The sequence below is a fragment of the Streptomyces sp. bgisy027 genome (genome assembly GCF_057710365.1).
In genome coordinates this window covers 141,411-158,155 of sequence record NZ_JBYIVZ010000010.1, presented here as the reverse complement: position 1 = coordinate 158,155, position 16,745 = coordinate 141,411, and the positions used below count along the sequence as shown (strand labels likewise).

Here is a 16,745-nt window from a genome sequence, read left to right as displayed (position 1 = left end):
CTCAGCGCCTCAACCAATTCGTCCGCTTGTGCCGTTCAGCCGGAGACCGTCTCGAGGCCGGCCGTCGATTCCGTGCCCGCCCAGGCCCCTTCGGCGTTCTCCATGAGGGATTCCGGCCCGAGGGAATGCGTGACCCATTCGTCGTGGTAAACGGTCTCCATATAGCGCTCGCCGAGGTCCGGGGAAATGGTCACCGCGGTCACCTGCTCGCGAATGCCCGACGTGGTGTCGCCGTATTGTTCGGAGAGCCAGCTCAGCGCTCCGGTCACGGCCGTTCCGGTGGAGCCGCCGAAGGAGAATCCGTGCCGCATCAACTCCCGGCAGGTACGCACGGTCGCGGCTTCCGGGACATGTACGACGGCGTCGACCAGGGACTCGTCGAGCAGCGCGGGCCGCACGCTGGTGCCGAGGCCGGGGATGTGCCGGGTGGCCGCGGGGCGGCCGAAGGTGACCGAGCCGACGCTGTCGACGGCGACCACCCGCACCGAGGGCCGGCGCTCGCGGAAGTAGCGGGCGCAGCCCATCAGGGTGCCCGTGGTGCCCGCCCCGACGAACAGCACGTTCAGGTCGGGGAACTGGCGGGCGATGGCGGGCGCGGTGGTGCGGTAGTGGGCCATCCAGTTGCCGGGGCTGAGGTACTGGTTGAGCCAGACCTTCTTGTCGTCGGCGGCCAGCAGCGCCTTGACGTGGCGGATCCGGGCACCGAGGAAGCCCTCGGTCTCGTGGGGCTCGGTGATGACGTGCACCTCGGCGCCGAGCGACTCCATGGTGCGCCGGGTCACCGCGTTGCAGCGGGAGTCGGTCACGCACAGGAACCTGAAGCCGCGGCTCGCGGCGAGCAGGGCCAGGGCGACGCCCATGTTGCCGGACGAGGACTCCACGAGGGTCGAGCCGGGGCCGAGCCCGCCTGCGGCCTCGGCCTGCGCGACCATCTCGCGGGCCGCCTTCAGCTTGATGGAGCCGGCGAAGTTGAATCCCTCGACCTTGAGAAAGAGACGGCGCCCGAAGAGCGGTTGCAGATTCACGAAGAGGTCGCTGACATCGAATTCATGCGACGCGGATATAACCGGCACTGGCACTCCTGGCCTTCGGCGACGAATGAGCCTCGCCGCCAAGCCTGTCGGCGGGCGCTGACGAGGTGCTGACGGGCTGCTGACAGGGCGGGAAGGGGTGTCCCGGATGCTCGGCGAGGTGCTTCGCGGGAGGCCCGCGCGGTGGCGGGCCTCCGGTGAATGCGTCAGCGGGTCGTCAGTTACCGGTCAGTTCAGCGTCAGTGCGATCGGAAATCGTCGAGCGGTCGGAAATGTTCCCGACTTCCGCCCACCCAGCTCTTCCGTGAGGAGCACGGCTTGAATCGGCCATCCGCCATCAGTGAAGTCCTTCCGCTCACGCCCCTGCAACAGGGGCTGTTGTTCCTCGCGGAATACGACCGTGAGGGAACGGACCTCTACACCCTTCAACTGGTGGTCGACTTCGAGGACCTGACCGACGCCGATGCCGGGGCGCTGCGTGCGGCGGCGGCCATGCTCCTGGAACGTCACCCGAACCTCAAGGCATGCTTCCGCACCCGCCGCACCGGCGAGGCGGTCCAGGTCGTTCCGAAGTCGGTGGAACTGCCGTGGCAGGAGCTGCTGCTGCCCGACACGGACGCGGCGGCCCTGGACCGGCCGGCCCACGAGGACCGCCTGCGCCGCTTCGACCTGACCCGCCCGCCCCTGCACCGCTTCACCCTGCTCAGGGGCGCCGGGGGCCGCAGCCGCCTGCTGTGGACGGTCCACCACATCCTGGTGGACGGCTGGTCGATGGCGACGCTCACACGTGAACTGGCCGAGTGTGCGGCCGGGTTGGGCGGGGCGGCCGGGACCGAGGCAACGGCCGGCCTCGACGTCACCCCCAATCCCGCTGTCCCGCACTACCGCGCCCACCTCGCCTGGCTCGGCGCGCAGGACAAGGAGGCGGCACGGGAGGCTTGGGGACGGGCACTCGCCGGGGTGTCGGAGCCGACGCGGCTGGTGCCGGAGGAGGCACCTCCGGCGCCGCAGGAGGCACCTCCCGCGGCGCCGGCGGTGCCTGCTGCGCCACACGCAGCACCACCCACGCCACATGAAGCACCACCCACGCCACACGCAGCGCCTGCTGCGCCACACGCAGCACCACCCGCACCACACGCAGCAGCACCCACGCCACAGGAGGCACCACCGGCGTCGGAGGCGGCACCACCGGCGTCGGAGGCGGCCGACGGTGATGGATCCGGCGCCTCGCAGGCCGACGTGCTGCCCGCCCAGGTCCCCGTCGAGCTCGCCCCGGACGTCACCGCCGCCCTCACCCGTCTCGCCCGTGCTCGTGGTCTGACCGTCAACTCGGTGGTCCAGGGCTGCTGGGCGCTGCTGCTGTCGCGGCTGACCGGGCAGGACACGGTGTTGTTCGGTGCGGTCTCCTCCGGGCGCCCGGCCGAACTGCCCGGCGTCGAGGCGATGGTGGGCCTGTTCGCCAACACGCTTCCCGTACGGGTCGACGTGGACCCCCGGCACACACCGGCCGAGCTGTTCGCCGCCGTGCAGGCCGGTCAGACCGAGCTGCTGCCGCACGAGCACCTCACGCTCGCCGAGGTCCAGCAGCTGACGCCGGTGCGCGGGGAACTCTTCGACACGGCGCTGATGTTCCAGAACTACCCGATGGGCGACGTCCCCTTGACGCCGCCGGAGTCCGGCCCCCGGGTGACGGCGATCGACATCCGTTCCGCCACGCACTACCCCCTGACGCTCACGGTGTTCCCCGGCACGCCGTTCGGCCTCGCGATCAGCCACCTGCCGTCCCGCGTCCCCCACGCGACGGCCCGCACCCTGGGCCTGCGCTTCGCCCGCCTCCTCGAAGCGGCGGTGACCGACCCGGACACCCCCACCGGCCGCCTGGACGTCCTCCTCGACGACCCCGAGCGGACCCGCCTCCTCACCACCCGCAACCGCACCGCCGCCGACCTCCCGGGCGGCCTGCTGGCTCCGCTCCTGGAACAGTGGGCCGAACGCACCCCGGACGCGCCGGCCGTACGCTGCGGCGAGGACCGTCTCACCCACCGCGAACTCCACGCCCGGGCCGACACCCTGGCCTCCGCCCTGCGCGCGGCGGGCGCGGCCCCGGAACGAGTGGTGGCCCTGGCCCTGGACCGCTCCTGCGACCTGGTGGTGGCGGCCCTGGCCGTCCTGAAGACAGGCGCGGCATACCTCCCCCTGGACCCGGACTACCCTCCGGACCGCCTCCACTACATGCTCACGGACGCGGCCCCGGTGGTAACCCTGACCCACACCAGGGTGGCCCCTCTCCTGACGACGGATGACACGGAGAGCGCCGGTCCAGGCAGGGTGTGGATCCTCGACGCGGCAGCCGCCGACGGCGCGCAGCCCCCGCAGGGACCACCCGCACCCGGCCACGGAACCCGTACGGACGGTGCGGGTGGGAATCCCGACGCGGCCGCAGGCCGCGTGCCCCCGAGCGCCCCCGCGTACGTCATCTACACCTCAGGCTCCACCGGCCGCCCCAAGGGCGTGGTCGTCCCCCACGCCGCCCTCGTCAACCTCGTCCACGACATGTCCCACCGCTTCCGGCTGACCCCCCAGGACCGCTTCCTCGCAGTCACGACCTTCGGCTTCGACATAGCCAACCTCGAACTCTTCGTCCCCTTGGCCACCGGCGCCGAACTCGTCCTCGCCGACCGCGAAACGGTCCGCGACCCCGCCGCCCTGGCCACAGCCATCACCACCACCGGCGCAACCCTCATGCAGGCCACCCCCAGCCTGTGGCAGACCCTCACCACCGACCACGCCCCCGCGCTGAAGAACCTCCGCGCCCTCGTGGGCGGCGAGGCCCTGCCCGGCCCCCTGGCCCGCGCCCTCACCACCCACTGCGCCTCGGTCACCAACGTCTACGGCCCGACGGAAACCACCATCTGGTCCACTACCGCACAGCTCACCCCGCACGTCCAGGGCCCACCCCCCATAGGCCACCCCATCGCCAACACGGCCGTGTACGTCCTCGACGCCGCCCTCCGCCCCACCCCCGACGGCTCCTACGGCGAGCTCTACATCGCCGGCTCCGGCCTCGCCCGCGGCTACCTGGGCCGCCCGGCCCTGACGGCGGACCGCTTCGTCGCGGACCCGTACGGCCCACCCGGCACCCGCATGTACCGCACGGGCGACATAGTCCGCTGGACGACAGACGCCACAAGCACAAGCACAAGCACGACCACGACCACAACCACCGGCACCGGCACCGGCACCGGCACCGGCACCGGCACCGGCACCACCCTCGAATACGCCGGCCGCAGCGACCACCAGATCAAGATCCGCGGCCACCGCATCGAACTCGGCGAGATCGAATCCGTGCTGGGCGCGCAGCCCGGCGTCGAGCGGGCCGTCGTCACGGCCCGCACCGACCACGGCGGAGAACCCCGCCTGGTCGCCTATGTCGTACCGGCAGGGACCGACCGCGACCGGCTGCGGGAGCGCGCGTCCGCGGTGCTGCCCAAGCACATGGTCCCTGCCGTGTACGTCCCCTTGGACACCCTCCCGCTGACCCCGAACGGCAAGGTCGACCGCAAGGCGCTGCCCGCCCCGCCGGACGACCGCACGGGCACGGGCCGCCCGCCCGCGACGCCGTACGAGGAACTGCTGTGCACGGCCTTCGCGGAGGCGCTGGGCCTCGAACGGGTCGGCGCCGACGACGACTTCTTCGCCCTCGGCGGCCACTCCCTGTCCGCGATCCGGGTGGCCAACCGGCTGCGCGCGGACCTCGGCGTGGACGTCCCGGTCCGCACCCTCTTCGACACCCGCACCGCGGAGTCACTGGCCCGCACGCTTCCCGCGCCCGCCACGCCCGCCACGCCCGCCGCAGACGCCACGAAGCCGACGCACACCCCCACGCCCATCCCCACCCCCATCCCCACCGACCGCCCGCCCCTGCGCCCCGCCCCGAACCGCCCCACCGCCTCGGCCCCCCTCTCCTACGCCCAGGAACGCCTGTGGTTCCTCAGCCGTATGGGCACCCCGGCCGGCACGTACAACATCCCCCTGGCCGTCCGCCTCACCGGCCCGCTCGACGCGCCCGCCCTCACCGCGGCGCTCGCCGACGTGGTGGCCCGGCACGAGAGTCTGCGCACGGTGTTCACCGAGGCCGACGGGCTGCCGTCACAGCTGGTGCTGTCCCGCGAGGAGGCGGCGGAGGCGGGCGCCCGTATGGAGGGCGTACGGCTGAGCGGTGAGGCGGCCCTCGCCGGCGCGCTCGCCGCGGAGGCCGCGCACCCCTTCGATCTGTCCTGCCGAGTACCGCTGCGCGCCCGGCTGTTCGCGCTCGGCGCGGACCGTCACGTGCTCGCGCTCACCGTGCACCACATCGCCGCCGACGGCTGGTCCCTCCAGCCGCTGGCGCGGGACGTCGTGACCGCGTACCGGGCGCGGCTGGCGGGCGGCGCGCCGGACTGGGAGCCGCTGCCGGTGCGGTACGCGGACTACGCGCGCTGGCAGCGGGAGCTGCTGGGTGCCAAGGACGACCCGGACAGCCTGATCGCGAGGGAACTCGCGCACTGGCGCGAGGCGTTGGCCGGTCTGCCGGAGGAGCTGGAGCTGCCCGCCGACTTCCCGCGCCCCGCCCGGGCCGGCGGGCGCGGCGGCAGCGTGGCGCACACCGTGCCCGCAGAGACGCACGCGCGTCTGGCCGAGCTGGCGCGGCGCTCCGGCGCGAGCCTGTTCATGGCCGTGCAGGCGGGTCTCGCGGCGCTGCTGACCCGGCTCGGCGCGGGCACCGACATCCCGCTGGGCAGCCCGGTCGCGGGCCGTACCGACGACGCGGTGCGCGACCTGGTCGGCTGCTTCGTCAACACGCTCGTGCTGCGCACCGACACCTCGGGCGACCCCACCTTCACCGAACTGCTCGCCCGGGTACGGGAGTCGGACCTGACGGCGTACGCGCACGCGGAGCTGCCGTTCGAGCATCTCGTCGACGAGCTGAAGCCGGCGCGCTCACTGGCCCGGCAGCCCCTCGTGCAGGTCGTGCTGTCGTTCCAGAACGCGGACGGTCCGCTGCCGGGGATGGCGGGCGTCACGGCCTGGGTGGAGTCCGTCCCCTCCACCACGGCGAAGTTCGACCTCTCCTTCGAGGTGACCGAGCGCGTGGCCGCGGACGGTGCTCCGGGCGGTCTGGACATCCTGCTGGAGTACAGCGCGGACCTGTTCACCGAGGCCACGGCGGACCGTGTGGCGCACGCCCTCGCCACCCTCCTCACCTCCGCGGCCCGCACCCCCGACGCACCGCTCGGCGCCCTGGACCTGCTGACCGCCGGGGACCGGCACGCCCTGCTGACCGAGCATCAGGGCCGGGTGCTGCCGCAGCCTCCGGTGACCCTGCCGGCGCTCTTCGAGGCGCAGGTGGCCGAGGCTCCCGCCCGTCCGGCGCTGCTCGTCCCCGGCGCCGACCCGCTGGACTACGGGGAGCTCAACGCCGAGGCCAACCGCCTCGCCCGGCTGCTGCTCGGCCGCGGCATCGGCCCCGGTGACCTGGTCGCGCTGGCACTGCCCCGGTCGGCCCGTACGGTCGTGGCGCTGCTGGCCGTGCTGAAGACCGGCGCCGCCTATCTGCCCGTCGACCCCGACTACCCGGCCGAGCGCATCGCCCACATGCTCCAGGACGCCGCCCCGGCCGAGGTCCTGTCCGTCGAGGAGGCCGCCGTCCGGCTTCCCGGGGTGTCCGCGCTGGTCCTGGACGCCCCGGCGACCCTGGCCGAGCTGGGCGCGCTGCCCGCCACCGACCTCGCGGACGCCGACCGCACCCGGCCGCTGACTGCGCGGGACACGGCGTACGTCATCTACACCTCCGGCTCCACCGGCCGCCCCAAGGGCGTGGCCGTGCCGCACGCGGGGGCGGCCAATCTGGTCGCCAACCTGCGGGCGGAGCTGGGTGCGGGGCCGGGGACCCGGGCGCTCCAGTTCGCGTCGTTCAGCTTCGACGCGACGGTGTGGGAGCTGTCCGCCTCGCTGTACTCGGGCGGCACGCTCGTGTGCGCGACCGCCGACAGCCGGCTGTCCGCGCCGCTGCTGGCCGAGCTGATCACCGAGTACGGCGTCAACCACGCGATCCTGCCGCCCACCGTCGTGGCCGGCTTTCCCGATCCGGCCGCGCTGCCGGGCGACCTGTGTCTGCTGGTCGGCGGCGAGGCCTGTCCGCCGGCCGTGGTCGAGCGGATCGCCCCGCACGTCACGCTGCGCAACGCCTACGGCCCGACGGAGACCTCGGTCGCCGCCACCTGGAGCGATCCGCTCACCGCGGGCGGGAAACCGCCGATCGGCCGTCTGCTGGCCAACTTCCGCGGCTACGTCCTGGACTCGGCCCTCGCTCCGACGCCGGTCGGCGTCACCGGCGAGCTGTACCTCGCGGGCGGCGGGCTGGCCCACGGTTATCTCGGCCGCCCCGGCACCACCGCCGAGCGCTTCGTCGCGGACCCGTTCGGCGGGCCCGGCACCCGGATGTACCGCACGGGCGACCTGGTGCGCCGGCGCTCCGACGGCACGCTGGACTACGTCGGCCGTGCCGATCACCAGGTCAAGCTGCGGGGCTTCCGGATCGAGCCGGGCGAGATCGAGGCCGCGCTGACCCGGCATCCGGTGATCGCGCAGGCGGCGGTGGTGGTCACCGCGACGCCGACGGGCGACCGGCAACTGACGGGCTACGTCGTCCCGGTGCCCGGCGTCGCCGCCGTCGACGTGCCCGTCCTGCGCGCCCACGTCGCCGGGTCCCTGCCGGCCCACATGGTCCCGGCGTCCCTCGTCACCCTGCCCGAGCTCCCCCTGACCCCGAACGGCAAACTCGACACCCGCGCCCTGCCGGCCCCGGGCACCCCGGCCCCCGAAAGCACCGGCCGTCCCCCGCACACCCCCGCCGAGAAGGCTTTGGCGGACATCTTCTGCGAGGTCCTGGGCCTGCCCCAAGTGGACGCCGACGCCGACTTCTTCACCCTGGGCGGCGACAGCCTGCGCTCGGTCCGGATTGTCAGCCGAGCGGAAAAGGCGGGCCTCGCCCTGTCCCTGTCGGACGTCTTCACCCACCGCACGGTGAAGGCACTGGCGACAGCGGCCGAGAACATCGCCGCGACGCCCGCCGACGGCGGGCACGCCCCACAGGGGCCACCCGCACCCGACAGCGATACCCGCGCGGGCGGTTCGGGTGGGAACCCCGACGCCGCCGAAGGCCGCGTGCCCACCCCCGCACCCGCTCAGGCACCGGCACCCGCACTCACCCCCCTCCTCCCCCTCCGCCCGACCGGCGCCCTCCCCCCACTGTTCTGCGTTCACGGCGGCGTCGGCTTCGGCTTCCCCTTCGCCGGACTCACCGCCCACCTCGACACGCGACGCCCGGTGCACGCCCTCCAGTCGGACGGCATAGCCGCGGCCCCCGGCGGCTGGGAGCGCCCCCAGGACGTCCCCGCCCTCGCCGCGGTCTACGTCGAGCGGATCCGGCAGGTCCAGCCGAAGGGGCCGTACCACCTGCTGGGCTGGTCGTTCGGCGGACTGGTCGCGCACGAGATGGCCGTCCGGCTCCAGGAGACGGGCGAGCAGGTCGCCTTCCTGGCGGCGCTGGACGTGGCTCCCGTCGAGCCCGACGACCCGAACCCCACCGACGAGCAGATCCGCACGGCGTTCCTCGAACACCACGCCCGCGGCGCGGACATCCCGGAGGCGGACCTGCGTCGTCTGATGGCGGTCATGCGGCACCACACCGACATCGCCCGCCGCTTCACCCCCGGCCGCTACACGGGTGAGCTCACGCTCTTCGTGGCCTCGGCGGAGCCCGACGCCCCGACCGGCGACCCGGCGGCGCGCTGGCGGCCGTACGTGGACGGGGCGGTCGTGGTCCACGACGTGCCGTGCGGGCACGAGGAGATGCTGAGCGGCGAGGCGGCACGCCACATCGGCGCGCTCACGGACCGGGCCCTGCGCCGGACCTGAGGCGGACCTGAGGCGGTACGGACACGACGAGGGCGCCGGTGGCTCAGCACGAGCCACCGGCGCCCTCGTCGTTCGGCCTACGGAGTCACAGGGACGGGTCCTGCATCAGGATGGCCTGATACGTGCTGTGCAGCCGCCGCGACGGCTTGAGTCCCAGTTCCTCGTCCAGCCACTTACGGGTGCGATGGAAGATGTCGATCGCCTCGGACTGCCGTCCGCAGCGGTACAGCGCGATCATCAACTGCTCGCTGAACCGCTCCCGTTCGGGATACTGAGCCAGCAACTGCTTCAGCTCGGCAACGACGACCCCCGCCTCGCCGGCCTGCAACTGTGCCTCGATCAGATCTTCCCTGGCTGTCTTGCGCTGTTCGTCGAGGCGGAGCGCCACGGCCCGGCAGCGCGGCCCGTCGCTCACGTCGAGCAGGGCCGGTCCCCGCCACATCGAGAGGGACTGCCGCAGCAGGTCCCGCGCCTCGTACGGCCGCTCCCCCACCAGGCCGGCGCCCTTTTCGGCCATCCGCAGGAAGCGGTGGGCGTCGAGGGCCTCCTCGGGGACGTCGAGCATGTAGCCGTTGTCCACGGTACGGATGAGGGTCTGGTCGGGATCCTCGAATCCGAACTCGGCAAGCGCCCTGCGCATGCGCTTGACGTTGGCCTGAAGAGCGTTGCGCGTGTTCTTGAGAGGGACTTCGCCCCACAGTTCGTCGATCAGTTCGTCGAAGGCGACCACTTGGCCGGGATTCAACGCGAGCATGGTCAGCATGACCCGTATCTTCTTCGCCCGCAGACCGACAGTCCGCTGACCGTCCCCTATCAGCAGCGGGCCCAATATGGAGATGTACACAAAAATTCCCATCCCTATCCAAGAATTCGGCCGCGAGCTCCCACCTCACGGCCTCGGGCGCAGCACGCGGAACGAAAGCGACTCATTCCGTCGGGCCCGACAAGGGAATTACCTGGGAGTTACTCGAACCGATCAATTATCAATCACGTCCGAGCTGTTCGAAACTGTACCTTCGTACATGAGCTGATGAGCCTGGGCGACCAAGCCGACCTGAAGGCGGGATTCCACCTCCAGCTTGGTCAGAATGCTCGCGACGTGCGCCTTCACCGTGCGCTCCGTGACCTGGAGCCGGGTCGCGATACCGCGATTGGAAAGTCCGGCACCCAGGAGCGCGAAGACCTGCAACTCGCGATCGGAAAGCGCTCCTACGCGAGTGAGCTCGGTCTGCCAACGCGCCGACGGCATGCCGTCGTCACCGTGCATGGACATATCCCCCTGATCGCCCAGTTCCCCCGTCGTCGCGTCCGCCGGGATGTTGATGATTCACCCAATGGGTCGGTGAAGTATCAGTTGGTCGCTCACCGCCGAACGCGCGTCTGAGTGTACAACTCTCACAACTTTCGACACAGGACTCCCAAGTCCAGCCCACACAATTCACAGGACGTTTAGCGCGGGTCCGGCACGAAAGGTGACAGACGTGACCGAAGGGGCGGCCCGGTGGGCCGCCCCTTCGTCTCCAGTCCGTGGTCGGAGAATCTCAGAGAATCGGTGCCCGCCGCGCGAGCAGTGCCGGAATCCGCGGCGGCCGTGCCTCGTTCTGATGCGCGAGCCGCGAGGGCCACCAGGTCTTCCAGCCGAGCAGGGTGACCACCGACGGCAGGACGACGATCCGGATGAGCGTGGCGTCCAGCAGTACCGCGCAGGCCATGCCCACGCCCATCTGCTTCATCTCGATGAAGCTGAGCGAGGCCAGCAGCGCGAACACGCTGACCATCACCACCGCCGCGCTCGTCACGACGCCGGCCGTGCGGGTGATGCCCTGCTCGACGGCCTCCCGGATCGGCAGCCCGCCGCGCGCCGCCTCCCGGATCCGGCTGACCACGAAGACGTGGTAGTCCATCGACAGGCCGAGCAGGATCACGAAGAGCATCAGCGGCAGCCAGGCCACCACCCGGCCGGTGGACTCGAAGTCCAGGAAGCCCTCGGCCCAGGTCCGCTGGAAGATCAGCGCCAGCAGCCCGAACGAGGCCACCGCGGACAGGACGTTGAGCACCACCGTGATCATCGCGAGCATGATCGAGCGGAACGCGATCGCCATGACGAGGAAGGTCAGCAGCAGCGCCACCCCGAGCACCCAGGGCATCTTGTCGACCACGTTGGCCCGGTAGTCCACGTCGTAGGCCACGTCGCTGCCGCCGACGGCGAACTCCGCTCCCCGCACCCGGCCGACGGTCCCCGGCGCGATGTCCTCGCGCAGCGCCGTCAGGGACTCGCGCGCCTTCTCGGAGTTGCTGTCGAAGCGGGTTCCGACCGCGACGGTGACGACCGTGCCGTCCCTGGAGGTACGCACCTCGGGCGCCGGGGTGTGCACGAACAGGCCGGAGCGCTGGGTGCGTTCGACGAGTGAGGCCACGGCGTCGGGCAGCCGGCCGGCCTGGTCCGCGGGGACCCGTACGGCGACGGTGTGCGTGTCGGCCTGGCTCGGGAACGACTCGGTCAGCCGCTCGTTGGCCTGCATGGCGGGGATGGAGTGCGGCAGATCGTCGACGCCGGTTGCCTTCAGCTTCAGGTCCATGGCCGGCACGGCGAGGGCGAGCAGCGCCCCCACCGACAGCACCAGGGAGATGACCGGGTGCCGCAGGGACGGCTTGAGCATCGCCGACCACAGGCGCGGCTTGGTGCCGGCGCGCTGGGTGAGCCGCCACACCAGCGGCACCCGGGGACGGTCCAGGTAGCGGCCGAACTTGGAGAGCATCGCGGGCAGCACGGTCAGCGAGGCGAGCATGGCGATGGCGACGACGAGGACCGCTCCGGTGGCCATCGACTCGAAGGCGATGTGCCCGGCGAGGTAGAGGGCGCCCATGGAGACCATGACGACCAGTCCGGAGACCATCACGGAGTGGCCGGAGGTGGCGGAGGCGATCTCGATGGCGTCGATGTTGTCGGCGCCCAGCGCGCGCTCCTCCCGCTGCCGCTTGAGGTAGAAGAGCGAGTAGTCGACGCCGATGGCCATGCCCATCAGCACGATGATGTGGGTCACCGGGCCCGGGTCGGCGACGAGTTGGGAGGCCACGCCCCACAGTCCGAGGCCGGCGAGCACGGAGGAGATGCCGAGGATGACGGGGACGCTCGCGGCGACGATCGCGCCGAAGACGAACACCATCACGATCAGCGTCACCGGGAGACTCAGCCCGGTGGCCCGGCCCAGGTCCTCGGAGAGCATGTCGTCGAGCCCGGCCTTGATCGAGCCGGCGCCCACGAGTTCGACCCGGACCCCGGTGTGCCTCTCGCCGGCCCTCTCGACCTTGTCGAGCAGGGGCTGCACCCGTTCGCTCGCGGTCTCGGGGTCCCCGCCGAGCGTGACCGGCACCAGCAGGGCGGAACCGTCGGGAGCCGGTACGGGCCTGCCGATCGCGGTGACGCCCTCGGCGCCCCGCAGCGCGTCCGCGGCGTCGTCGGCAGCCGCCCGTGCCCTGTCCTGGTCGAGCCCGCCCTCGTAGGGGGTCACCAGGATGTTCTCCACGGCCCGGTTCTCCAGGCCGCCGTCCTTGGCTATCTCGGCCGCGCGGCCGGACTGCCCGATGGCCAGGTCCGAGTCGGTCGCCGACCGTGTGCCGGTCATTCCGCCGACCACGAGGGCGCCCAGGACGAACACCACCCAGAGCGTCATCGCCCACCAGGGGTGGACGGCGCTCCAGCGAGCGGCCCTGGTGATCAGGTTCCTGCCTCCCACTTTGCTTTCCCCTTCTCGAATGAATTGCCCGGGATCACGGACACGCGCCTGGGTTCGAAATTCCGGCCGGTGGTGATTACCGCGCGCTCTTGCCTGAACAAAACCTACTGACGGCCCGGTGCGCGATCACGGGTACAAGTACTCCGATTCGAGGGGGAGTTTCTTCTACTTGACACCCCGGGTGACCGACATGGCGTCGGATTCTTCCGGCGGCATGTCATACCACATCCGCGATGACACGGAAAAGGGAGCGCCGCCGGACAGGGCGACGGCGCCCGCATATCCGTCGGGCAGCGCCAGGTCCGCGACCCGCCAGGGACCTTCGAGGGCCCCCGTCGGATCCCGTACGACGGCCTGGGGCGCGTGGTGCGCCACCGGCAGGCCCATGCCCTGGGTGAGCCGGCCGCCCGCAGCCTTCACGCACGCCTCCTTGCGGGTCCACAGCCGCACGAAGGCGCCCCGGCCGCCGCGCGCCACCGAATCACGTTCCGCTTCCGGGAAGAAACGCCTGGCCAGCCGGGTGAAGTCGAGTTCGGCACGGGCCAGTTCCACATCCACGCCGACAGGTCCGGGCGCCAGCGCGAGCAGCGCCAGCTCCCCCGAGTGGGACAGGCTGAAGTGCAGCCCGCGGGCGCCCTCGACCGCGGGCTTGCCCCAGCGTCCGCGGGTGAAGCGCACGGTGTCCGGCGGCTGTCCGAGGCGGGCGCCGAGGATGATCCGGGCCGCGGCGTGCGCCCGTACGAAACGGCGCCGCATTCCGGGGAGTTTCCCCATCCCGGCCCGGGATCTCTCGTTGTCGTCCAGCAGATCCTCCAGAACGGAAGGGCCGTCCTCCGGTTCCGGTTCGACAGAAAGCGGAATGCGCCACACCTCGACCGCGGCGCTCACGGACGGCCCACCTTTCCGGTGTGCAGTCCCTGGAAGAGATTGAGTTTCTGGATGTTGCGTGTACCTTCCATGAACTCCACGCCCCGGGCGTCCCTGGCCAGCTTCTCCAGCAGCGGATGGTCCAGCCGGGCACCGGGGCCGAACAGGCCGAGCGCGGCGAGGGTCACGTCCTCGGCGAGCTCGCAGGCGCGGGCCTTGGCGGCCGACGCGAGATGCCCGGCCGCCGGACGCCGGTCAACGGCGAGGGCGGCCCGGTAGGTCAGCAGCCGGGCCGCGTCGATGCGGTGGCCGAGTTCCTCGTACGTCTCGCGCTCGCGCCCGCGCAGCAGCCGCCGGTGTTCGGCGACGTAGTCGTGGGCGGCGCGGGCGATGCCCAGGGCGATGGCGGCGACGCTGGGCCGCAGCTGGTTGAAGACGGCGACGATGCTCCACATGCCGCGCCGGGTCGGCGGCAGATGCGCCCCGAGCACCCGCTCGGCGGGCACCCGCACCCGCTCCAGCGTGATGTGGGTGAGCTGTGCGCCACGCAGCCCCACGGTGGGCAGCGGCTCGGCACGGAAGCCGGGGTCCGCGGTGTCCACCAGGACGGCCAGCACCCCGAGCCGTTCGGTCCCGGCGACGCGGGCGAAGACGGCGCCGACGTCGGCGCGGGCGGCGTTGCCGACGTACCGCTTCTCGCCGTCGAGGAGGTAGCCGCCGGCACCGTCCGGGGTGAGGGTGGCGGTCATCTCGCCGATGGCGGAGCCGCGTTCGGGTTCGGTCAGGGCGAAGCAGGTCCAGCGCGGGCGCTCGGCGAGCCTGCCGTACACCCAGTCCCGCTGCTCCTGGCTGCCGAGGACGCCGAGCAGCGCCCCGCACATCGAGGCGCCCGGCGAGGCCAGCATCATCCCCGCGTCCCCGCGGGCCAACTCCTCGCTGACCAGCACCCGTTCGAGCGTGGGCCGCCCGTGCGCCGGGCCCGCGCCCGCCGCCTCGCTCGCCCGCTGCCAGTCGGGCGGCACCTGGTGCCCGGCCAGGAAGCGCACGGCGGGCAGATCGAGGTGGCGCCGGATCGCCTCGGGGTCCGCGTCGAGTTCGAGGGCGTGCTCCCGCAGGTCCCCGGCCCAGCGCCGTACGTGCTCCCGGGTGGTGACGAGCGGGGCGGGCAGGCTGATCACGCGTCCTCCCCGCGGTACACGTCGGCGAGCAGCTCCGAGGCGTGGGCCGCCGGTCCGGGGCCGTCCGCGGTGAAGCCGTGGGCGCCGAGGAGGCGCAGGAGGGTGCGGTCGGCGCGGGTGATCTGCCGCTGGAGCAGGTCCAGGACGCGGTCGCCGTCGGGGCCCTCGGTGAGCTCCTCCAGGACGCCCTCGATCTCCAGATGGTCGATCAGTACGTCGGCGAGGGTGCCCTTGACCATCTGCTGCATCAGCAGCGAGGTGCCCTCGACCTGCCGGGCCGCGAGATAGGCGACGCACGCCTCCCGCAGCCGCTCGGACATGCCGAGCCGCAGCCAGGCGAGCCCCGTGCCCCAGGCGTGCGCGTCGGGCCCCTCCGGCGCCTCGGCCGCGCCCTGCTCCCCGGCGGGCCGCAGCACGCCGAGACCGGGCACCGGCACGTCGTCGTGGCGTTCGTCGCGGGCGGCGTCCTCGGCCTCCATCACCGCGAACTCGTCGAGCAGTTCCTTCGGCAGGACGGCGTGCCCGCGCGGCCCGCGCGGCGCCGCCTTCGGCGACAGGGCCCGCGTCAGCAGCGTCAGCGCGGGCACCAGTCCGTCCGCGCGCGCGTTGCCGCGCGCCTGAAGGCAGTGCTCACGCACCTCGGCCGGAACCGTCATCGGTCTCCCCATTCCCCCGTGTCGGAAGTTCGCCATCGCGGTCGAGCGCACCGTGCGCCGACAAACCCCGCCCAGGGTCACGGCCCACCACACCCCCGCGGACGTCATCGGCTTCCCCGACTTCCCGGCCCAGAAGCCCAGCGGCGCAGTCGAGCGCGCAGTGCGCCAGCAGCCCGCGTCCCGGGTCGTGGTCGGCCACGACCACCGGCCCGGTGATCCCCCGGCCCACCGCGTCCAGCAGCGCCGTCCAGACGCCGGTGCCCGGCAGTCCGGGCCCGGCGGTCACCGACGGGCCCTCGTACGAGGGCAGTCGGCAGTCGGCGCCGGCGAGCCCCGTGCCCGCCACGACCGCGGCCGCCGGATCCCAGCCGGCGAACAGGCCCGGCGCCGACAGCGGCCCCTGCGCCATGCCCCGGACCGGGGCCGCGCCGCCGTCCCAGTCCAGCAGCAGCGCCACGGCCGAGTCGGTGTGCGCGGCCGCCTCGTCCGGCACCGCGAACGGCTGCGTGCTCTGGTCCACGACCAGCATCAGCAGCCGGGTGAAGCCGCAGCGCCGGGCGTACTCCACGGCGACCCGCAGGGCGCTGAACCCGGTGAGCGGCCCCTGGTCGGACAGCGCGAAGGCCAGGGGCGAGCCCGGCAGCCGCCCCTTCACGCAGGACGCGACCAGTTCGGCGTGGACGAAGTCGGGCGTGGCGTAGGCGACCACGACCAGCTCGGGCGCCCGGTCCTCGGGCAGTTCGCCCAGGGCGTCCAGCGCGCCGAACGCCAGCTCCACGGAGGTGCGCCGGGGCGAGGCGGCGTACCGCTCGCGTGCGAAGGGCAGCCCGTGGGGGGCGCCCAGTTCGGCGTAGAACTGCTCCAGCTCGGGCACCGGCGCATAGCCGGACGCCGGTGCCGTCGGCGCGTGGCGGGCCGCCCGCACCAGCCGGGGCACGGCCGACGGACCGGACCCCGCGGGTCCGTCGCCCGCCGCCCCCGGGTGCCGTACGGGCGCTGCCGTGCGGAACATGCTCAGGCGCCCGCTTCCGACGCGACGAAGTCGGCGAGCGAGCCCACCGTCTCGAAGTGCGTCATCTCCAGGTCCTCGGCGTCGAACTGCACGTCGAGGATCTCCTCGATGGTGATGAGCAGCTCCAGCGCGCTGCTGGAGTCGAGCCCCAGCTCGTCGAAGAGGCGCACGCCCTCGTCGGCGCCGGATACGTCCTTGTTCAGGACCTCGCTCAGGCCCCCCCGGACGGCGTCCACGAAGCGCGCCCGCTCGGCGGTGTCCACGACTGCGGTGTTCTCGGTCATGCCGGTTCTCCTTGCTGGTTC

General features: G+C 72.6%; 10 protein-coding genes. 1 reads left to right on the top strand and 9 read right to left on the bottom strand.

Annotated elements, in window-relative coordinates:
• Window positions 1–35 precede the first annotated feature (35 nt).
• Window positions 36–1,073: a 2,3-diaminopropionate biosynthesis protein SbnA gene (gene sbnA / locus AC3ETA_RS13230; RefSeq protein WP_432193049.1), complete on the bottom strand. Its 1,038-nt coding sequence runs from the start codon at window positions 1,071–1,073 to the stop codon at window positions 36–38.
• A gap of 276 nt (window positions 1,074–1,349) precedes the next feature.
• Between sbnA and AC3ETA_RS13225 the strand changes: the two genes are divergently transcribed.
• A complete protein-coding gene (locus AC3ETA_RS13225; protein ID WP_432193048.1) occupies window positions 1,350–8,990 on the top strand; it encodes an amino acid adenylation domain-containing protein in 7,641 nt (2,546 codons plus the stop codon).
• 85 nt (window positions 8,991–9,075) lie between these two features.
• Here the strand turns inward: AC3ETA_RS13225 and AC3ETA_RS13220 are convergent, their stop codons facing one another.
• From AC3ETA_RS13220 to AC3ETA_RS13185, 8 genes are all read right to left on the bottom strand, one after another.
• Window positions 9,076–9,753 carry an AfsR/SARP family transcriptional regulator gene (locus AC3ETA_RS13220; RefSeq protein ID WP_432193047.1) on the bottom strand — a complete coding sequence of 226 codons (678 nt, stop codon included), beginning with the start codon at window positions 9,751–9,753 and terminating at the stop codon, window positions 9,076–9,078.
• 213 nt (window positions 9,754–9,966) lie between these two features.
• Window positions 9,967–10,257 (bottom strand): response regulator transcription factor, encoded by a 291-nt coding sequence (locus AC3ETA_RS13215; RefSeq protein ID WP_177036719.1) that lies wholly within the window; start codon window positions 10,255–10,257, stop codon window positions 9,967–9,969.
• A 274-nt stretch (window positions 10,258–10,531) separates the two neighbouring features.
• Window positions 10,532–12,727 carry an MMPL family transporter gene (locus AC3ETA_RS13210; RefSeq protein ID WP_432193046.1) on the bottom strand — a complete coding sequence of 732 codons (2,196 nt, stop codon included), beginning with the start codon at window positions 12,725–12,727 and terminating at the stop codon, window positions 10,532–10,534.
• 165 nt (window positions 12,728–12,892) lie between these two features.
• A complete protein-coding gene (locus AC3ETA_RS13205) occupies window positions 12,893–13,615 on the bottom strand; it encodes a 4'-phosphopantetheinyl transferase family protein (RefSeq protein WP_432193045.1) in 723 nt (240 codons plus the stop codon).
• Entirely contained in the window at window positions 13,612–14,772 is a 1,161-nt protein-coding gene (locus AC3ETA_RS13200) for an acyl-CoA dehydrogenase family protein (RefSeq protein WP_432193044.1), read from the bottom strand. Before AC3ETA_RS13200 ends, AC3ETA_RS13205 begins: the two co-directional genes overlap by 4 nt.
• Entirely contained in the window at window positions 14,769–15,428 is a 660-nt protein-coding gene (locus tag AC3ETA_RS13195; protein ID WP_432193043.1) for a hypothetical protein, read from the bottom strand. The genes AC3ETA_RS13200 and AC3ETA_RS13195 overlap by 4 nt, the downstream gene beginning before the upstream one ends.
• Window positions 15,403–16,440, bottom strand: a complete 1,038-nt coding sequence (locus AC3ETA_RS13190; RefSeq protein WP_432193042.1) for a hypothetical protein — start codon at window positions 16,438–16,440, stop codon at window positions 15,403–15,405. Before AC3ETA_RS13190 ends, AC3ETA_RS13195 begins: the two co-directional genes overlap by 26 nt.
• A 2-nt stretch (window positions 16,441–16,442) precedes the next feature.
• Entirely contained in the window at window positions 16,443–16,724 is a 282-nt protein-coding gene (locus AC3ETA_RS13185; protein WP_432193041.1) for an acyl carrier protein, read from the bottom strand.
• Window positions 16,725–16,745: the final 21 nt, after the last annotated feature.